This window comes from Arthrobacter sp. (assembly GCF_031988865.1).
GTDB lineage: Bacteria > Actinomycetota > Actinomycetes > Actinomycetales > Micrococcaceae > Arthrobacter_B.
The window spans coordinates 1-17,152 of record NZ_DALZXY010000032.1 but is presented as its reverse complement, the minus strand read 5'-3'; the positions used below and the strand labels follow the sequence as shown (position 1 = coordinate 17,152).

At 65.5% G+C, this 17,152-nt stretch carries 13 protein-coding genes; 9 read left to right on the top strand and 4 right to left on the bottom strand.

Going from position 1 to position 17,152, the window contains the following annotated elements:
* The first annotated feature begins 2 nt into the window (after positions 1–2).
* Positions 3–614, top strand: coding sequence for a disulfide bond formation protein DsbA (locus tag RTN46_RS07940; RefSeq protein ID WP_312180390.1), 612 nt, complete (start codon positions 3–5; stop codon positions 612–614).
* 178 nt (positions 615–792) lie between these two features.
* On the opposite strand, the gene RTN46_RS07935 is transcribed toward RTN46_RS07940, so the two are convergent.
* From RTN46_RS07935 to valS, 4 genes are all read right to left on the bottom strand, one after another.
* Positions 793–1,707 carry a ribokinase gene (locus RTN46_RS07935; RefSeq protein WP_312180389.1) on the bottom strand — a complete coding sequence of 305 codons (915 nt, stop codon included), beginning with the start codon at positions 1,705–1,707 and terminating at the stop codon, positions 793–795.
* Between the two features lie 26 nt (positions 1,708–1,733).
* Entirely contained in the window at positions 1,734–3,170 is a 1,437-nt protein-coding gene (locus RTN46_RS07930) for an MFS transporter (RefSeq protein WP_312180387.1), read from the bottom strand.
* Positions 3,167–4,114: a nucleoside hydrolase gene (locus RTN46_RS07925; RefSeq protein WP_312180386.1), complete on the bottom strand. Its 948-nt coding sequence runs from the start codon at positions 4,112–4,114 to the stop codon at positions 3,167–3,169. Before RTN46_RS07925 ends, RTN46_RS07930 begins: the two co-directional genes overlap by 4 nt.
* 516 nt (positions 4,115–4,630) lie before the next feature.
* Entirely contained in the window at positions 4,631–7,249 is a 2,619-nt protein-coding gene (valS, locus tag RTN46_RS07920) for a valine--tRNA ligase (protein WP_312180384.1), read from the bottom strand.
* Positions 7,250–7,375: 126 nt separating this feature from the next.
* Between valS and RTN46_RS07915 the strand changes: the two genes are divergently transcribed.
* The 8 genes from RTN46_RS07915 to RTN46_RS07885 all read left to right on the top strand — a co-directional run bounded on the left by RTN46_RS07915 (position 7,376) and on the right by RTN46_RS07885 (position 17,080).
* Positions 7,376–7,744, top strand: coding sequence for a DUF488 family protein (locus RTN46_RS07915; protein WP_312180382.1), 369 nt, complete (start codon positions 7,376–7,378; stop codon positions 7,742–7,744).
* A 178-nt stretch (positions 7,745–7,922) separates the two neighbouring features.
* Positions 7,923–8,744 (top strand): endonuclease domain-containing protein, encoded by an 822-nt coding sequence (locus RTN46_RS17025; protein WP_396157490.1) that lies wholly within the window; start codon positions 7,923–7,925, stop codon positions 8,742–8,744.
* Positions 8,745–9,326: 582 nt separating this feature from the next.
* Entirely contained in the window at positions 9,327–10,070 is a 744-nt protein-coding gene (locus tag RTN46_RS07910; protein WP_312180381.1) for an SDR family oxidoreductase, read from the top strand.
* Positions 10,071–10,644: 574 nt separating this feature from the next.
* A complete protein-coding gene (gene ileS / locus RTN46_RS07905) occupies positions 10,645–13,950 on the top strand; it encodes an isoleucine--tRNA ligase (protein ID WP_396157488.1) in 3,306 nt (1,101 codons plus the stop codon).
* Positions 13,950–15,329 (top strand): folylpolyglutamate synthase/dihydrofolate synthase family protein, encoded by a 1,380-nt coding sequence (locus RTN46_RS07900; RefSeq protein ID WP_312180379.1) that lies wholly within the window; start codon positions 13,950–13,952, stop codon positions 15,327–15,329. The genes ileS and RTN46_RS07900 overlap by 1 nt, the downstream gene beginning before the upstream one ends.
* A gap of 4 nt (positions 15,330–15,333) precedes the next feature.
* On the top strand, positions 15,334–15,846 hold the full coding sequence (locus tag RTN46_RS07895) for a DUF4233 domain-containing protein (protein WP_312180377.1): 513 nt from the start codon (positions 15,334–15,336) through the stop codon (positions 15,844–15,846).
* A 63-nt stretch (positions 15,847–15,909) separates the two neighbouring features.
* Positions 15,910–16,329, top strand: coding sequence for a nucleoside-diphosphate kinase (gene ndk / locus RTN46_RS07890; RefSeq protein WP_312180376.1), 420 nt, complete (start codon positions 15,910–15,912; stop codon positions 16,327–16,329).
* Positions 16,330–16,444: 115 nt separating this feature from the next.
* Positions 16,445–17,080: a CG0192-related protein gene (locus RTN46_RS07885; RefSeq protein ID WP_312180375.1), complete on the top strand. Its 636-nt coding sequence runs from the start codon at positions 16,445–16,447 to the stop codon at positions 17,078–17,080.
* Positions 17,081–17,152 lie beyond the last annotated feature (72 nt).

Here is a 17,152-nt window from a genome sequence, read left to right as displayed (position 1 = left end):
CTGTGCCTGAAACCACCGCAACAGCCGATTTCTGGTTCGACCCGGCCTGCCCATTCGCCTGGGTCACCTCCCGTTGGATGGGCGAGGTTGAGAAGGTCCGCGATGTACAGACCAGCTGGCATGTAATGAGCCTGGCCGTCCTCAATGAGGGACGCGAACTGCCGGAGGACTACCGGGAGATGATGGACAAAGCGTGGGGCCCGGTCCGGGTGATCACTGCTGCCTCCGAACTCCACGGGCGCGAATACATCAAGAAGCTCTACGATGCGATGGGCACCAGGATCCACGAGCGGGGCATCAAGGACTACGGCCAGGTGATCGCCGAATCGCTCGCCGAGGTGGACCTCCCAGCTTCCCTCGCCGACTTCGCTGCGGTGGACAAATACGACACCGAGCTTCGTGCCTCGCACCAGGAAGCGATCGACAAGGTGGGCGACGAGGTCGGGACCCCGGTGGTGGCCTTCAACGGAACAGCGTTCTTCGGCCCGGTGCTCACCCGTATTCCGCGCGGTGAAGAAGCCGGCAAGATGTTCGACGGCGCCGTCCTCCTGGCCTCGAACCCCGCGTTCTTCGAAATCAAGCGCAGCCGCACCGAGTACCCCACGTTCGACTAGTCCCATGCAGGGAAACTAGTCCCTGGCAGGAAACAGAAGAGGGGAACCGGTAACCGGTTCCCCTCTTCCGTTGTATTACGCCGGCCCCGCGGGAGAACCGCGCACCACCGCCCTCCGCTGGGAGGGCATGCGCTGACAGCCCTCCCAGCGCAGTGCCTGCGTCCCAGCAGGCGGCAGGTTATCCGGCGAGGGCAGCCAGCGCCGAGTAGGAGGACTGCGCACCCGGAAGCGTGGCAGCAAGCGCACCGGCCTGGGCGGCAAAAACCGCAGCGGCAGGCAGCGCGTCGCCGGCCGCGAGCCGGGCAGCGGTGGCCGCCGTGAACGCATCGCCGCAGCCAGTGGTGTCCACCGCGCTCACCCGGGTTGGAGCCACCTGCACAATGCGCTCCTCACCGGACGCCGTGCCGTCCAGCACGACGGCGCCGTCCCCGCCCAGCGTGATGACGGCCCGGTCGACGCCCATGCCGGCGAAGGCATCGATGACGGTCTCCCAGTTTCCGGCAGGGTCGGATACGCCGCTGACCTGGGCGGCCTCGTGCGCGTTGACCAGCAGCACATCGGTGAGTGCCAGCAGTTCGGCGGGAACCTCACGGTAAGGCGAGAGGTTCAGCAGCACGGTGACACCGGCGTCGTGCCCTGCCTTTGCAGCGGCGGTCACCGTCTCCAGCGGAACCTCAAGGCTCAGGCAGAGCACGGCTGCGTCGTCAAACAGGTCAGCCGGAAGTTCGGCACGGCCGAGCGTTCCGTTGGCGCCGGGGGAAACGATGATGGTGTTCTCCCCGGCAGCATCCACCACAATCATGGCTGTGCCCGTGGCGGTCTCCGGGCGGCGCAGGACCCGCGAGGCGTCCACACCGGCGTCGGACGCCGCCTTGACCAGCAGGTCGCCGTGCCCGTCCGCGCCTACGGCTCCGAAGAGCCGTACTTCGGCACCCAGGACGGCAGCCGCGGCGGCCTGATTTGCGCTTTTGCCTCCGGGGACAATGACCAGTTCCGAGCCGCCCAGTGTTTCGCCGGGGGAGGGGAAACGGTCGGTGCGGACGGTCAGGTCAGCGTTGAGCGAGCCAACGACTACTACTTTTCCGGCGGTCATGCGGGATTCTCCTTGCGCACTGATGGTCAGCGGGTGGCAGTGGTGGTGGCGGTGTCGGCGTGAACCTCAGCGTCAACTGGCTTGGGGATCAGGAAGGACGCGGCCAGGGCCAGTCCCAGAATAACCAGACCTGTAATAATACCGCCGTAGTAGCCTTCGGTGCCGGAGCCGTCTGCAGCGGTGGTTGCGGTCTTGACCGCGTAGATCACTGCGAAGCTCAGCCCGGCGCCCAGGTTGAACGCACCGGCATTGAGGCCCGGAAGGAAGCCGGGGTTCTCCTTGGGGGAGAGCACAATGCCCAGGCCGTTGAGCATGATGTTGCCAATGCCGGCATAAGTGATGCCAACCAGGAGGGAAACGCCCAGCAGCCCGAGCTTGGAGTCGCTGCCGACCACCAGGAGCATCAGCGCCAGGGCAATCACGGAGCCGATCATGCCAATCCGGAGCACCTTGCCGTAACCCCAGGTGGCGGCGAGGCGGCCGGCGATCGGGCCCATCACCAGTCCGGCGATGGCATACGGGGTAAGTGTCCACCACGCGGACTCTTCGGCACCCATGCCGAAGCCGACGGCGCCGTCCTGAGCCAGCGCGGGAATGATGCCGTTCATGACGGCAAACACACCGGTCATGGTCAGCAGTGTGGTCAGCAGCAGCGACCAGGTGGAGCGCTGCTTGAGCAGGTGAGTGGCTACCAGCGGATGGTCGCTGCGGTTTTCCACCTTCCAGAACACCGCGAAAGCGATGACGGAGATGACGATGAGTCCGATGACGAGCGGCCAGTTGGCTGCCGCGAGCTTGCCGGCCTCGTTGAACGCGGTGAGCAGGGTGCCCACCGAGACGACCAGGGGAACCACGCCCACCCAGTCCATCTTTTCCTTCTTCTCGGCAGTGGACTCCGGAGCCAGCAGGAGGAGCAATACCGATGCGAGTGCCCCGACGGCGGCCATGGCCCAGAACACCGAGGCGAAGCCGTGGTTCTGCGCCAGGTAGCCGCCGGCCAGGGCGTCCACTCCAGCAATGCCGCCGTTGACGGCAGTAATAACGCCCATCAGGGTGCCATAGAGCTTCGGTTCACGGATTTCCACCCGCAGCATGATCAGGGCCAGCGGAACCACGGGACCGGATACGCCCTGGATCAGGCGGGCAATGAACAGTACTTCGATGCTCGGCGCCAGCGCCGCGACCACGGAGCCAATAGTCAGGATCACCAGCATGCCGCCGAGAACCTTCTTGCGGCCGATGATGTCACCAAGCCTCGGCAGGAACAGGGAGAACAATGCTGCGGAGGTGAAGAACGCCGTCTGGCTCAGGCCAACGGCGGCCGACGTCGTGTTCAGCTCTTCCTCGATGGTGACCAGGGCGGGGGAGAGCATGGAAGCGTTCAGCTGGAAAGCCACACAGGCAGCCAGCAGTGCTGTCATCAGCACCGCCACGTTTACGCGGCGCTGGGATGTTTCAGTCACAGGTCAACCTCGCCAATCCGCTCCAGGGCGTCCACGACCAGGTCCCAGAACTTTTGGTGGTCAAGGTCGACGGCCACGGAGGTGGTGCAGTCATCGGGCGCCGGGGCGCGGAAGTCCGCCACCGTCATGCCCAGGGTCAGGGTGCCGGTCAGTTCCACATCCAGCGGGACCCGCCGGGTGGTCATGACTGAGGGATCGATCACGTAGGCAACGGCGCACGGATCGTGGACCGGCGGGAAGTCGAAGCCCTGCGCGTCCTTGTACGTCTTGCCGAAGAACTCCAGGAGCTCACCGACGAACTTTGCCGGCTTGGTGCCGACGGCGGCGATGCGGTCGGCGACCTCGTCCGTGGCCAGGGCCTGGTGCGTCAGGTCCAGGCCGACCATGGTCAGCGGCCACTTTTCGTTGAAGACGATGTGCGCGGCCTCGGGGTCAATGATGATGTTGAACTCTGCCACCGCGGACCAGTTGCCCACGTGGTATCCGCCGCCCATGAGGACAACTTCCTTCACGCGTTCGGCGATGCGCGGTTCCTTGCGCACGGCCAGCGCAATGTTGGTCAGGCCCCCGGTAGGGACCAGCGTGACGGTGCCCGGTTCATGCGCCATGACGGTATCGATGATCAGGTCGACGGCGTGCCGCGGATCCAGTTCGATGGCGGGCTCGGGCAGCTCGGGGCCGTCCATGCCGGATTCGCCGTGGATGTCCGGAGCGTTTTCGATCGTCCGCACGAGCGGGCGCGGACTGCCTGCTGCGAAGGGAACGCCTGTGATATTTGCGACACGGGCAATTGCCAGCGCATTGCGGGTTACCTTTTCGAGGGTCTGGTTTCCGACGACGGTGGTAACCGCCAGGAGTTCAATCTCCGGGCTGCCGTGTGCCAGCAGCAGGGCGACCGCATCATCATGACCGGGATCGCAGTCCAGGATGATTTTGGTGGGCATAACTTCTCCGCTTCGTTGAGGTTCCAGCTGGGGGACTGTAAATCCCGTGGTGCAGTGCCCCGTTCTGGCTGTCCGGTTCCGTGGTTCGCAGCAGTGCGGGACGGACCGGGCCACAGCGGAGTGCAGCACGAGCGGAACGGGATCAGGCCGGGGCCGGAAGACGGTTCGAAGGGCGGCACTGGCCCCCGAGGGGGCGGGCACATTCATTAAAGATAGCGACGTTTTCCGAGTGGGATTTCGCGCTGCATCCCCGGACCCTCCGCTGATTTGCGTACATTCCGGAGGGGGCATACTCTGTCCGCTGCAGCTTGCGGTGCCCCGGCCACCTGATGCCGGTCCCTGCTGTGGTTGCCCTAGCCACGACGTCGGCGTGAGTCGAATTGCAGGCTCTTGGCCGGCCTCCAAGCCGGACCGCTGGAAGCCGGCCCCAGGCAGGCGTCAGGTGATGTACGTCACGAAAAACAAACACCCGGCCGGATTGATCCGGCCGGGTGTTTTCCTGTTCGGGTGCTGGAGCTATTCCGCGGGGGCCAGCTCGACGCCGTTGACGGTCAGTTCGCCGTCGCCGGCGACCAGATCCAGGTTGCGGACATTACCCGCCGCCAGCAGGTCCGGCAGCCCGGCGCGGAGGCGTTCGACCTGCGGCGCGGGTGCGCTCACCGTGGCGGTGAGCACCTCGGTGCGCTGCTTGACCTTGGCTTCGGACTTCGCCTTGCGGATGCCGCCCAGGGCCTGCGCGACGGTTCCGAGGATAGCGGCATCGGCGCCGGACACGCCTGCGGCCAGGCCGCCAGCGGACGGCCAGTCAGCGCGGTGCACGGATCCCTCGCGCCACCAGCTCCAGACCTCTTCGGTTGCGAAGGGCAGGAACGGCGCGAAGAGGCGCAGCAGCGAATCCAGCGTCGTCGCGAGTGTTGCGAGGACGGAGGCCTGCTCGGCGTCCCCGGAAGCTCCGTAGGCGCGGTCCTTGATCAGCTCCACGTAGTCATCGGTGAAGGACCAGAAGAAGGACTCGGTGATCTGCAGGGCCCGCGCGTAGTCGTAGCTCTCGAACGCCTTGGTGGCGTTGTTGATGACGTCCACCAGCTGGATGAGCAGCGACTTATCGAGCGGATTCGTGATCACGGAAGTGTCGCCGGTGACCACGTTGGCCTCGGTGGCACCCAGGTTCAGCACGAACTTGGAGGCGTTGAGCAGCTTGATGGCCAGGCGGCGGCCAATCTTCATCTGCGCGATTTCGTAGGCCGTGTCCGCACCCAGCTTGGCGGAAGCCGCCCAGTAGCGAACGGCGTCGGACCCGTAGTCGTTGAGCACATCGGTGGGGACCACCACGTTGCCCTTGGACTTGGACATCTTCTTGCGGTCCGGGTCCAGGATCCAGCCGGAGATCGCGGCGTGCTTCCACGGCGCGGTGTGCTGCAGGGCATCGGCGCGGACCGCGGAGGAGAACAGCCACGTCCGGATGATGTCGTGGCCCTGCGGGCGAAGGTCAAACGGGAAGACCTTGGCGAACAGGTCTTCGTCGGTGGCCCAGCCGCCCACGATCTGCGGGGTCAGGGACGACGTCGCCCAGGTGTCCAGTACGTCGGCGTCGCCAATAAAGCCGCCGGGCTCATTCCGCTGGGATTCTTCGTAGCCCGGAGCCGGCTCCGCGGCCGGATCGGCCGGGAGGGACTCGAAGGCCGGCAGGATCGGGTTGTCGTAGTCCGGGTTACCGGAGGCATCCAACGGGTACCAGACCGGAACGGGAACGCCGAAGAAACGCTGGCGGGAGACCAGCCAGTCACCGTTCAGGCCTTCAATCCAGTTTTCGTAGCGGGAGCGCATAAACGCCGGGTGGAAGTCGATTTCCTTGCCGCGGGCAATCAGCCGTTCCCGGCGGTCGGCGTCGCGCCCGCCGTTACGGATGTACCACTGGCGGCTGGTGACGACCTCAAGCGGCTTGTCGCCCTTTTCGAAGAAGTTCACCGGGTGGGTGATCTTCTTCGGCTCACCGTCCAGGTCGCCGCTTTCGCGGAGCATCTCGACGACGGCGTCCTTGGCGCTGAAGACGGTCTTGCCGGCGAGGGCAGCATAGTTTTCCTTGGCGTCCGGCGTCGTGATCCAGTCCGGGGTGTCGGCCAGGATCCGGCCGTCACGGCCGATTACGGCGCGGGTGGGGAGGTTCAGCTCGCGCCACCAGGTGACGTCGGTCAGGTCGCCGAACGTACAGATCATGGCGATGCCCGAGCCCTTGTCCGGCTTCGCCAGCGGGTGGGCCTTAACCTCGACCTCGACGTCGAAGAGCGGGGACTTCACCGTGGTGCCGAACAGGCGCTGGTAACGCTCGTCGTCGGGGTGCGCCACCAGGGCCACGCAGGCGGGCAGCAGTTCCGGGCGGGTGGTTTCGATCAGGATCTTCTCGCCGTCGGGGGCGTGGAAGTTGATCCGGTGGTACGCGCCGGGCTGCTCGCGGTCCTCGAGCTCAGCCTGCGCGACGGCGGTGCGGAAGGTGACGTCCCAGAGCGTCGGGGCTTCGGCCATGTAGGCGTCGCCGGCTTTCAGGTTCTCCAGGAACGCACGCTGGCTGACGGCGCGGGAGTGGTCGTCGATGGTCCGGTAGGTCAGGTTCCAGTCCACGGACAGGCCCAGGGTGCTGAAGAGGTTCTCGAAGACCTTTTCATCCTCAACGGCCAGCTCTTCGCAGAGTTCGATGAAGTTGCGCCGGGAGACGACGTCGAAGTCGCGCTGGTTCTTCGGAGCGGTGGCCGGCGGCCGGTAATCCGGGTCGTACGGCTTGGTCGGGTCGCAGCGCACGCCGTAGTAGTTCTGTACGCGGCGCTCGGTGGGCAGGCCGTTGTCGTCCCAGCCCATCGGGTAGAAGACGTTCTTGCCCTTCATCCGCTGGTAGCGGGCCAGGACGTCGGTCTGCGTGTAGGAGAACATGTGTCCCACATGGAGCGAGCCGGACGCCGTCGGCGGGGGAGTGTCGATCGAGTAGACCTCGTCCCGGACCGTGTCCGGGTTGAAGGCGTAGGTTCCCTCTTCCCGCCAGCGGCGGCTCAGGGACTCTTCCAGCCCCTCCAGGGCGGGCTTGTCAGGAACGGAAACGGTGACGGGTGCGGGCGTGTCTGTGCCCGGGGTATTTTCAGCCATGCACACTATTGTCCCATGTGCGGCCCTTGGGACAGCATCTGTGTCGGCCGGGAGTAACCGCTTTGAGCGTCACTCCGTGCCTCCCATACATTCCGCGTGTTCCGCAGCTTCGGTAGCATCCGGTCAATGGAAGCACAGAGCCCTAATATCCGGATCCGGCGGATCTATGCGGAGCCCGACGGCGGTTTCCGGGTGCTGGTGGACAGGCTCTGGCCGCGCGGGGTGTCCAAGGAGCGTGCGGCGCTGGACGAATGGCTAAAAGATGCAGCGCCCAGCACTGGGCTGCGTCAGTGGTTCGGGCACCGGCCGGAGCGCTGGCAGGGGTTTGCCGAGCGCTATCTGCAGGAGCTGTCGGACAACCCTGTCGTCGATTCCTTCGCTGGCGAGTGCCGGTCCCGGCCGGACACGGTGCTGCTCTTCGGTGCCCGGAACGAGCAGGAGAACGAGGCCGTGGTGCTTAGGGACTATCTGGTGGGGCTGTTGGGAAGGAGGTAGGGGGTGGGGGCGTAAGCCGCGAACCAGCGTTCCTTCTCGCGGCGATTAGGTCTTTCCCAACCGTCCATCCGGCGTCTGCATTCGAACCTTTCCTTCACACTCCATCCGGACGGGCAACTTGTTCACAGCGGGTGCCCGCACAGATGCTGGAGTCAGATTGTCGGGTCAGGGTGTGACCATGGAACGAGTCGAGGCGTTTGTCCGGGCGCATCATGGCGTCATCCGCTACAAAGTCTTCGCCGCAAACGGTTTCAAGCGGGCCGAGATTCGGCGGGCGGTGTACTCGGGCGCCATCCGGCACACCGGCCGGGGTACCTTTGCCGTGGAGGGAGCACCGGAGGAGCTGTTAGCTGCGGCCCGGATGGGTGTTTCTCTGACCTGCGTGTCTGCGGCGCGCGTACTTGGATGGTGGGTATTGGAAAGTCCGGACAAACTTCATGTATGTTCCGACACCGGGAGGACCGTCGCCGGAACGGTGGCCCACCGGGGACCCAGGCGGGCCGTTCGACTCATTGCTCCGCGGCAGCAGGTGGTAGTGGCCGCCCTCCGGTGTCTGCCGCCCATACAAGCGCTGGTGATCGCAGAATCGGCTCTCGCCGGGAAACAAGTGCGGTTGGGCGCACTGCGGGAGGCTTTCCACGGACCCAAAGATTGGAAGGTCAGGGGTCTGCTGGACCAGGTACGGGGAAATGCTGCCTCGCCGTTGGAAGTCTGCGCCGAGTACTGGCTCCGCATAGCGGGTCTTACTGCTGAGCCTGAGGTATTCCTGCCAGGTATCGGGCGCGTGGACTTCCTGGTTGAGGGCAAACTGATCCTGGAAATCGACGGCTATAGGTTCCACAGCAGCCGCGAACACTACCGCCGGGACCGTAACCGCTGGAACGCAGCGACATCCTCCGGTTATCAGACCCTGCGGGTCACCGCGGAGCTTGTGCTGTCTTCGCCAGAGCAATTCTTGGGGCTGGTACGGGCGGCCCTCAGGACCGGATTTCCGAGGTAAGTACCTGTTCGCCAGATGGGCAGGGTCTGCGATTGCGGGCTCCTGCTCAGCCGGGTCTGCCCGGACCTAGGCGCCGGTTGGCATCACCATGGCCTCTACTGACCCGGATCCGGGCTGATACGGTCTCCCGATTGCCCAGCGACATAGGTTCCCGCTGTCTGTTCTCTGGAGTGACTGGTGTGACCTCATCTGCCACAGGGGGCTACATAGAGTGGGAACGCGTGTCGCCGGCCAGCCCTCCCTCTGTTCGGTCCGCCTCGGCCCAAACAAAACCCGTCCCCTGGCGGGCTCCTGACCCTGATCCGCACTGACCCACCTCTGGCTCCAACGGCTAGGGACCCGGGCTGGCACCTGGCCTCCAGTGGCTCGGGACCCGGACTGGCACCACCGCGTGATTGCTCCGCGACACGGGTTCCCACTGTCTGTTCTCTGGAGTGACTGGTGTGACCTCATCTGCCACAGGGGGCTACATAGAGTGGGAACGCGTGTCGTCACGGCACCTCAGCAGAACAACACCTGCCACAGGAGGTCACACAGGCAGCAGGCACCCGGCCGGAGCCGCCGCCCCGTTAGAGTGGCGCCATGACGAACAAGCGCGTTGTAGTGACCGGAGCCAGCTCAGGAATCGGTGCGGCAGCAGTCCGTGCCCTGCGGAAGAGCGGCTGGGACGTGATCGCCGTTGCCCGGCGGATGGACCGGCTCAGGGAGCTGGCAGCTGAAACGGGTGCACAGGCAATTGCCTGCGACGTGACTGACAAAGCCTCGGTGGATGCCATGGCCGCACAGGTGCTGGCCGGCGGAGGTGTTGACGCCGTGGTGAACAATGCCGGCGGTGCCTTCGGCATGGACCGGGTCGGTGACGGCAGCCCCGATGACTGGAGCCGCATGTACAACGTCAATGTGCTCGGTGCGCTGCACGTGACCCAGGCGTTCCTGCCGTCGCTGCGGGAAAACGGCCAGGGCTCGATCCTGATGCTGACTTCCACGGCGGCGCTCGCAGCCTACGAGGGTGGAGCTGGATACTGCGCCGCGAAGGCCGGTGAAGAGGCGCTGACCCAGTCGCTGCGCCTCGAGGAAGCGGAAAACAACGTCCGGGTCATCGAGATACTGCCGGGCATGGTGAAGACCGAGGAGTTCTCCCTGAACCGTCTCGGCGATGCTTCCGCCGCCGAGAAGATCTATGCCGGCGTCGAAAAGCCGCTCACTGCGGAGGACGTTGCCGATGTTATGGCCTACGCACTCAACGCTCCCCACCACGTCAACCTGGACCAGATCGTGATCCGTCCCGTCGCCCAGGCGGCCCAGCACAAAGTCATTCGCCGCTAGGGACGGGACTCAACCCGCCGGGACCGGGGCTCAACCCGCCGGGACCGGGACTCAACCGGCCGGGACCGGGACGACGCCGACGGAACCTCCCCGGGACTCAACCCGCCTGGACCCCGACGACGCCGGGACCGGGACGACGCCGGCCGGAACCTCCCGTGGGCTCGACATGCGCCCCGACCGCGCCGGCCGGAACCTCCCGGGCGCTCGACATCCGCCCCGACGGTTCCGGCAGGCGCTTCCGGTACGGCTTCGACATCCGCCCCGGGGGTGGCCTAAACTGGCCCAATCAGCTTCGACCCGGCTATCACCGGTGAGCTTCCGGAAGAACGGCGCCCGGCCCGAGATCGAGAAACAATTCGATCGACCAGGGACGCGCGCCCAGTAGACCCGGACGGGTAAGCCCGTCACAGCAGTCAACGAGCGGCAGCCGCGTGGCTACCCAGCAGGATCGGGTGCACGACGGCGGCAAGCGAGGTGGTACCGCGGGTCCCGCCGGCATTAGCCGGGACGGAGATTCGCCCTTGCATCCTGTTCTTCACGCACCGATTCACTTGCCGCTATCAGGATGACGAATATGCCACAGATCTACCCCAAGGCCTCCACCGGCGACGCCGCCGAAGCTGCAGCGTCTTCACCGAAGTTTCCGGAACTCGAAGAACGGGTTCTGAAGTACTGGGATGAGGACGGAACCTTCCAGGCCTCCATCGACGCCCGGCCCGCTGGCCAGGACGGCTCCAACGAGTTCGTTTTCTACGACGGACCGCCCTTCGCCAACGGCCTGCCGCACTACGGGCACCTCCTCACCGGCTACGTCAAGGACCTGGTGGCGCGCTACCAGACCCAGCGCGGCCACCGCGTGGAACGCCGCTTCGGCTGGGACACCCACGGCCTGCCCGCCGAACTCGAGGCCATGAAGCAGCTCGGGATGAGCGACAAGGTGCAGATCGAGAAGATGGGCATCGACAAGTTCAACGATGCCTGCCGTGCCTCGGTCATGAAGTACGCCGGTGAGTGGCAGGATTACGTCACCCGCCAGGCCCGCTGGGTGGACTTCGAGAACGACTACAAGACCCTCAACGTGGAGTACATGGAGTCCGTCATCTGGGCTTTCAAGACCCTCCACGAAAAGGGCCTGACCTACAGCGGCTTCCGGGTGCTCCCGTACTGCTGGAAAGACGAGACCCCGCTCTCCAACCACGAGCTGCGCATGGACGACGACGTCTACAAGATGCGCCAGGACCAGACAGTCACAGCCACCTTCCCGCTCGTTGCCGGAGACCACGCGCTCGCCGCCGAGCTCGAAGGCGTCAACGCGATCGCCTGGACCACCACGCCCTGGACCCTGCCCACCAACCTGGCGCTCGCCGTCGGGCCGGACGTCCGCTACGCCGTCGTCCCCGCCGGTCCCAACGGCACGATGTTGGACAAGGAAGAGACCCAGACAGAAGGCCGTTTCCTCCTGGCCGAGGACCTCGTTGGTTCCTACGCCAAGGACTTGGGCTACGACGACGCCGACTCCGTTCGCGCCGCCGTCACCTCCGTGCACACGGGCAAAGAGCTTGCCGGCCTGCGGTACGCGCCGCTGTGGAACTACTACGCCGATACGGAGAAGTGGGGCACGGAGAACGCCTGGCAGATCGTTGTGGCCGACTATGTCACCACGACTGACGGCACCGGCATCGTCCACCAGGCTCCGGCCTACGGTGAAGATGACCAGAAGATCTGCGAAGCCAACGGCATCCCGGTGATCCTCTCCGTGGACGAGGGCGGCAAGTTCCTGCCCATGTTCGGCGAGGGGCCGCTCGCTGAGATCGCGGGCCTGCAGGTCTTCGACGCGAACAAGCCGATCACCCGTGAGCTCAAGGCCGAGGGTCGGCTGGTCCGCCAGGCCAGCTACGAGCACAGCTACCCGCACTGCTGGCGCTGCCGGAACCCGCTGATCTACAAGGCTGTTTCCTCCTGGTTCGTGGAGGTCACCAAGATCAAGGACCGCATGGTCGAGCTGAACCAGCAGATCAACTGGATCCCGGAAAACGTCAAGGACGGGCAGTTCGGCAAGTGGCTGGAAAACGCCCGCGACTGGTCGATCAGCCGTAACCGGTACTGGGGCAGCCCCATCCCGGTCTGGGTCTCTGACGATCCCAATTACCCGCGCACCGACGTGTACGGCTCGCTCGCCGAGATGGAAGCGGACTTCGGCCGGCTGCCCCTGAACAAGGAAGGCCAGCCGGACCTGCACCGCCCGTTCATCGACGAGTTGACCCGCCCGAACCCGGATGATCCCCGCACCCCGGAAGAGGGCCAGTCCACCATGCGCCGCGTGGAGGACGTCCTGGACGTCTGGTTCGACTCCGGCTCCATGCCGTATGCCCAGGTGCACTACCCGCATGAAAACGCGGACTGGTTCGAGCACCACAACCCCGGCGACTTCATCGTGGAGTACATCGGCCAGACCCGCGGCTGGTTCTACACGCTGCATGTGCTGGCCACGGCCCTCTTCGACCGGCCGGCCTTCCGCAACGTGATCTCCCACGGGATCGTGCTCGGCTCGGACGGACAGAAGATGTCCAAGTCGCTGCGCAACTACCCGGATGTTTCCGAGGTCCTGGACCGCGACGGCTCCGACGCCATGCGCTGGTTCCTGATGGCTTCCCCAATCCTTCGCGGCGGCAACCTGGTCGTCACCGAGCAGGGGATCCGCGACGGCGTCCGGCAGGTCATCCTCCCGCTGTGGAACGTCTGGCACTTCTTCACCCTCTACACCAACGCCGCCAACAACGGTGCGGGGTATGAGGCGAAGCTGCGCCATGAGTCCACCGAGCCGCTTGATACCTACATGCTGGCGGCCACCGGAGACCTGATCCGGGACATCACGACGGCGCTGGACACCTACGATGTGTCAGTCGCCTGCGAGATGCTGCGCTCCTACATGGACACCCTGACCAACTGGTACGTCCGCCGCAGCCGCAACCGGTTCTTCGACGAAGACACCCAGGCCTTCGACGTGCTGTACACCTGCCTCGAAAGTGTCTGCCGTGTGGCGGCTCCAATGCTGCCGCTGGTTTCGGAGGAAATCTGGCGCGGCCTGACCGGCGGGCGCTCCGTGCACCTGACGGACTGGCCCGAAGCCGGCGCCTTCCCGCGCGACCCGTCCCTGGTGGCCCGCATGGACCTCACCCGCAAGATCGCCTCCGTGGGATCGTCGCTGCGCAAGGCCGCGAACCTCCGGGTCCGGCTGCCGCTCTCCGGGATGACCGTCGTCGCACCGGATGCCGAAGCACTGGAAGGCCAGTTCGCGGCGGTCATCGCCGATGAACTGAACCTCAAGTCAGTCCGCCTGGTTGACGCAGCCGACGCCGATCCTGCCGAGTTCGGCATCACGCAGAAGCTTGTGGTCAACGCCCGGGCTGCCGGCCCGCGCCTGGGCAAGAACGTGCAGACCGCCATCAAGGCGGCCAAGTCCGGCGACTGGTCAGTGGCCGACGACGGAACGGTCACCGCCGGGGGACTGGCGCTGGAACCGCACGAGTACACCCTGGAAACCGTGGTCGAATCCGGCGACGGCGAATCGTCCAAGGCCGTTGCTGTCCTTCCCGGCGGCGGTTTCCTGGTCCTGAACACCGAGGTCACCCCGGAACTGGCCGCCGAAGGTGCGGCCCGCGACGCGATCCGCGCCATCCAGCAGGCCCGGCGCAATGCTGACCTGCACATCAGCGACCGGGTCCGCACCACGGTGTCCACCGGAGCAGATGAGGCTGCCGCACTGGAGGCCAACGCGGACCTGATCAAGTCCGAGACCCTGACCGATGACCTGGTTCTCGCCGTCGTCTCCCGCGGGAATGACGACGAACCCTTCGACGTAACCGTGGAGAAAATCTGATGAACAACGAGGACAGCCCCTCGGGCTCCATTGACGGTTTTTCCGTCGAAAGCGTCTACGCGGAACTGCTGAGCCGGGCACCGGAAAACAAGATGGAGCCGCGGATGGCTCCGCTTTTCCGTGCCATGGAACTCCTGGGGGAGCCGAACAAGGCGTTCCCGATCATCCACATCACCGGAACCAACGGCAAGACGTCGACGGCGCGGCTGATCGAAGGCGGGCTGCAGGCCTATGGGCTGCGCACCGGCCGCTACACCAGCCCGCACCTGAGCAAGGTCACCGAACGCATCAGCATTGACGGCGAACCGGTTGCTGACGAAACGTTCGTCCGGATCTGGGACGAGATCCGGCCCTACCTGGAAATGGTCGACGCCGAACTCGACACCGCAGGCGAACCCGGCCTGACCTACTTCGAGTGCGTGACCATCCTGGCGTTCGCCGTCTTCGCGGACGAACCGGTGGATGTCGCCGTGATCGAGGTTGGGCTGGGCGGCATCACCGATGCCACCAACGTCGGCGACGGCCAGGTCTCTGTGGTGACCCCCATTTCCCTGGACCACACGGATTTGCTGGGCGACGACGTCGCGGACATCGCGCTGGAGAAGGCCGGCATCATCAAGGAGAACGGCTTCCTTATCAGCGCCGCCCAGCCCGTCGAAGCGGCGCAGGTGCTCCTGGAGAAAGCCAACGAAGTGGGTGTTCCCTTCCGGTTCGAGGGCATTGAATTCGGCGTCGAGTCCCGGACCATGGCCGTTGGCGGCCAGCTGGTTACCGTGAACGGCCTCGCCGGCCGCTACGAGGACCTTATGGTGCCGCTGCACGGCGAGCACCAGGCGCAGAACGCAGCCGTTGCGGTTGCTGCGCTGGAAGCCTTCATCGGCGGCGGCACCAAGGAGCTCGACGCCGAACTGCTGCGCACCGGCTTCCGGACGGTGACCTCACCGGGACGCCTGGAGGTTGTCCGCACCGCACCGACGATCATCGTGGACGCGGCGCACAATCCCGCCGGAGCAAAGGCCAGCGCGCAGGCCGTGCTGGAATCCTTCAACCTCTCCTCCCTGGTCGTCGTTGCCGGGATCCTGGCGGAGAAGGACGCCGTTGGCATCCTCTCGGAGCTCAGGGAGGTGCTCGGCGACGTTGTCTCGGGCATCTGCCTGACCCAGTCCAGCTCACCGCGGGCCATCCCCGCTGAGGAGCTGGTCCAGGACGCCGTCGACGCAGGGTTCCCTGACGAGGCCATCCAGGTGGAACCCGGGCTCGACAACGCGATCGAATGGGCCGTGGCGAAGGCGGAGGAGAACGAAGACCTCGCCGGCGGCGTGCTCATCATCGGTTCCATCACCGTGGTCGCGGAAGCGCGCACCCTTCTCGGAAAGTAAGCACATGGCACGAATGACCAAAGCCCAGCGGGAATGGCGTCCGGGAATGCCCAAGAAGCGCCGGTCCATCCGCGTGATGTTTGCATCCACGGTGCTGAGCCTCGAGGCCTTTGTGGTCCTCTTTGGCACCTTGGCGGTTTTTGGCCTGCAGCGGGACAGCATGGCGCCGCTGGTGATCCTGGCCGGCGGCATTCTGCTGGCCGCCGCGCTGGTGGTGGCCTGCGCCTTCCTGTCCAAACCGGCCGGACCCTGGATCGGCTGGATCCTTCAGCTGGCGATCATCGCGACAGGTTTCCTGGAACCGATGATGTTCCTGGTCGGAGCGCTCTTTGCCGGCACCTGGTGGTACGCGCTGCGCACCGGTGCGCGGCTGGACCGGGAAAACCGCCAGCGGGACAGGGAACAGGCCGAGTGGAATGCCGCCCACGGGCAGGAAACCGGCGGTGTGGAAACCAACGGGCAGGGAACCGGCGATGTGAAAACCAACGGGCAGGAAACCGGCGAAGCCAGCAGCTAGGCTTATGAGCAGTTATCGCAGTTAATTCTGGCCAGTCCCAACTTCACCAAGGAGATACCAAGCGTGAGCACTGAGCGCACACTCGTCCTGATCAAGCCCGACGGCGTTAAGCGGAACCTCACGGGCGCCATCCTGGCCCGCATCGAAGCCAAGGGCTACGCCCTGGCCGAACTCAAGAAGATGGATGCCACCCGGGAACTGCTCGAGGCGCACTACGCCGAGCACGTGGGCAAGCCGTTCTACGAGCCGCTGGTCGAATTCATGCTCAGCGGCCCGATCGTCGCGGCCGTCTTCGAAGGCCAGCGCGTGATTGAAGGTTTCCGGTCCCTGGCCGGCACCACCGAACCCACAACTGCCGCGCCCGGAACCATCCGCGGCGACTTCGGCCGCGACTGGGGCACCAAGGTCCAGCAGAACCTCGTCCACGGTTCGGACTCGGTGGAATCCGCCGAACGCGAGATTGGCATCTGGTTCGGCAACTAGTCCGGATACAGCGTTGATCCGCCCCGGATCAAACGTATGACGCCAGGAAGCCGGCACCCGCGACGGGTGCCGGCTTCCTGTGTCTTTGACGCCTCCGTGGCCTAGGCTTTGCTTCATGGCACGTATCTACAGCGCCGAGCTGCGCCCCGGAAAAATGGAACTCATCTCCCAATGGCTGCCGAAAGCCTCCTGGTTCCCGGAGGAAGGACCGGTAGAGGCCGAATCCCTGGGGGCATACCGGTTTGACGACCCTGCCGGCCAGGTTGGCATCGAAACGCACCTGGTGCGGGCCGGATCCCACACCGTCCAGGTTCCCCTGACCTACCGCGGAGAGCCGCTTGCCGGAGCAGACGACTTCCTTGTCGGGACCATGGAACATTCAGTCCTTGGCAGGCGCTGGGTCTACGATGCCTGCGGAGACCCTGTCTATACGCAGGCAATCGCTGCCGCAGTCATCGACGGAGTGGACCAGGCGCCGCAGTACGTGGAGGAGGACGGCGTGCGCCGCGAATTGGCACCCACCGTGGAACTCGTGGGCAGCGGCATGCCGGACGGCGAAGAACTGGTGGAAGCTCCTGACCATGAACCCGGGGGCTGGGTAACGTCCACGCTCCGCCAGGGGGACTGGGAACTCTCCGTCGTGCGTGTCCTTGACCTTGGCGGACGGGCCGCGCCGCCGCCTTCCCTTGCCGGTCTTTGGAAGGGGCAGCGGGAACCCGTCGTCCTGGGCTGGGCACTGCCGGTCGGATAGGCCGGAGAAGAAGGAGCGCTGGCAGGAGAGCGCGCACTGATAAGACAGGGAAGCGCCGCAGCCGGGCGGCAG

Coding starts and splice junctions, on each gene's coding strand:
- RTN46_RS07935 (WP_312180389.1), bottom strand. CDS start 1,707: ATGACCGCCGGAAAAGTAGTAGTCGTTGGCTCGCTCAACGCTGACCTG.
- RTN46_RS07925 (WP_312180386.1), bottom strand. CDS start 4,114: ATGCCCACCAAAATCATCCTGGACTGCGATCCCGGTCATGATGATGCG.
- valS (WP_312180384.1), bottom strand. CDS start 7,249: ATGGCTGAAAATACCCCGGGCACAGACACGCCCGCACCCGTCACCGTT.
- RTN46_RS07915 (WP_312180382.1), top strand. CDS start 7,376: ATGGAAGCACAGAGCCCTAATATCCGGATCCGGCGGATCTATGCGGAG.
- RTN46_RS17025 (WP_396157490.1), top strand. CDS start 7,923: ATGGAACGAGTCGAGGCGTTTGTCCGGGCGCATCATGGCGTCATCCGC.
- RTN46_RS07910 (WP_312180381.1), top strand. CDS start 9,327: ATGACGAACAAGCGCGTTGTAGTGACCGGAGCCAGCTCAGGAATCGGT.
- ileS (WP_396157488.1), top strand. CDS start 10,645: ATGCCACAGATCTACCCCAAGGCCTCCACCGGCGACGCCGCCGAAGCT.
- RTN46_RS07900 (WP_312180379.1), top strand. CDS start 13,950: ATGAACAACGAGGACAGCCCCTCGGGCTCCATTGACGGTTTTTCCGTC.
- RTN46_RS07895 (WP_312180377.1), top strand. CDS start 15,334: ATGGCACGAATGACCAAAGCCCAGCGGGAATGGCGTCCGGGAATGCCC.
- RTN46_RS07885 (WP_312180375.1), top strand. CDS start 16,445: ATGGCACGTATCTACAGCGCCGAGCTGCGCCCCGGAAAAATGGAACTC.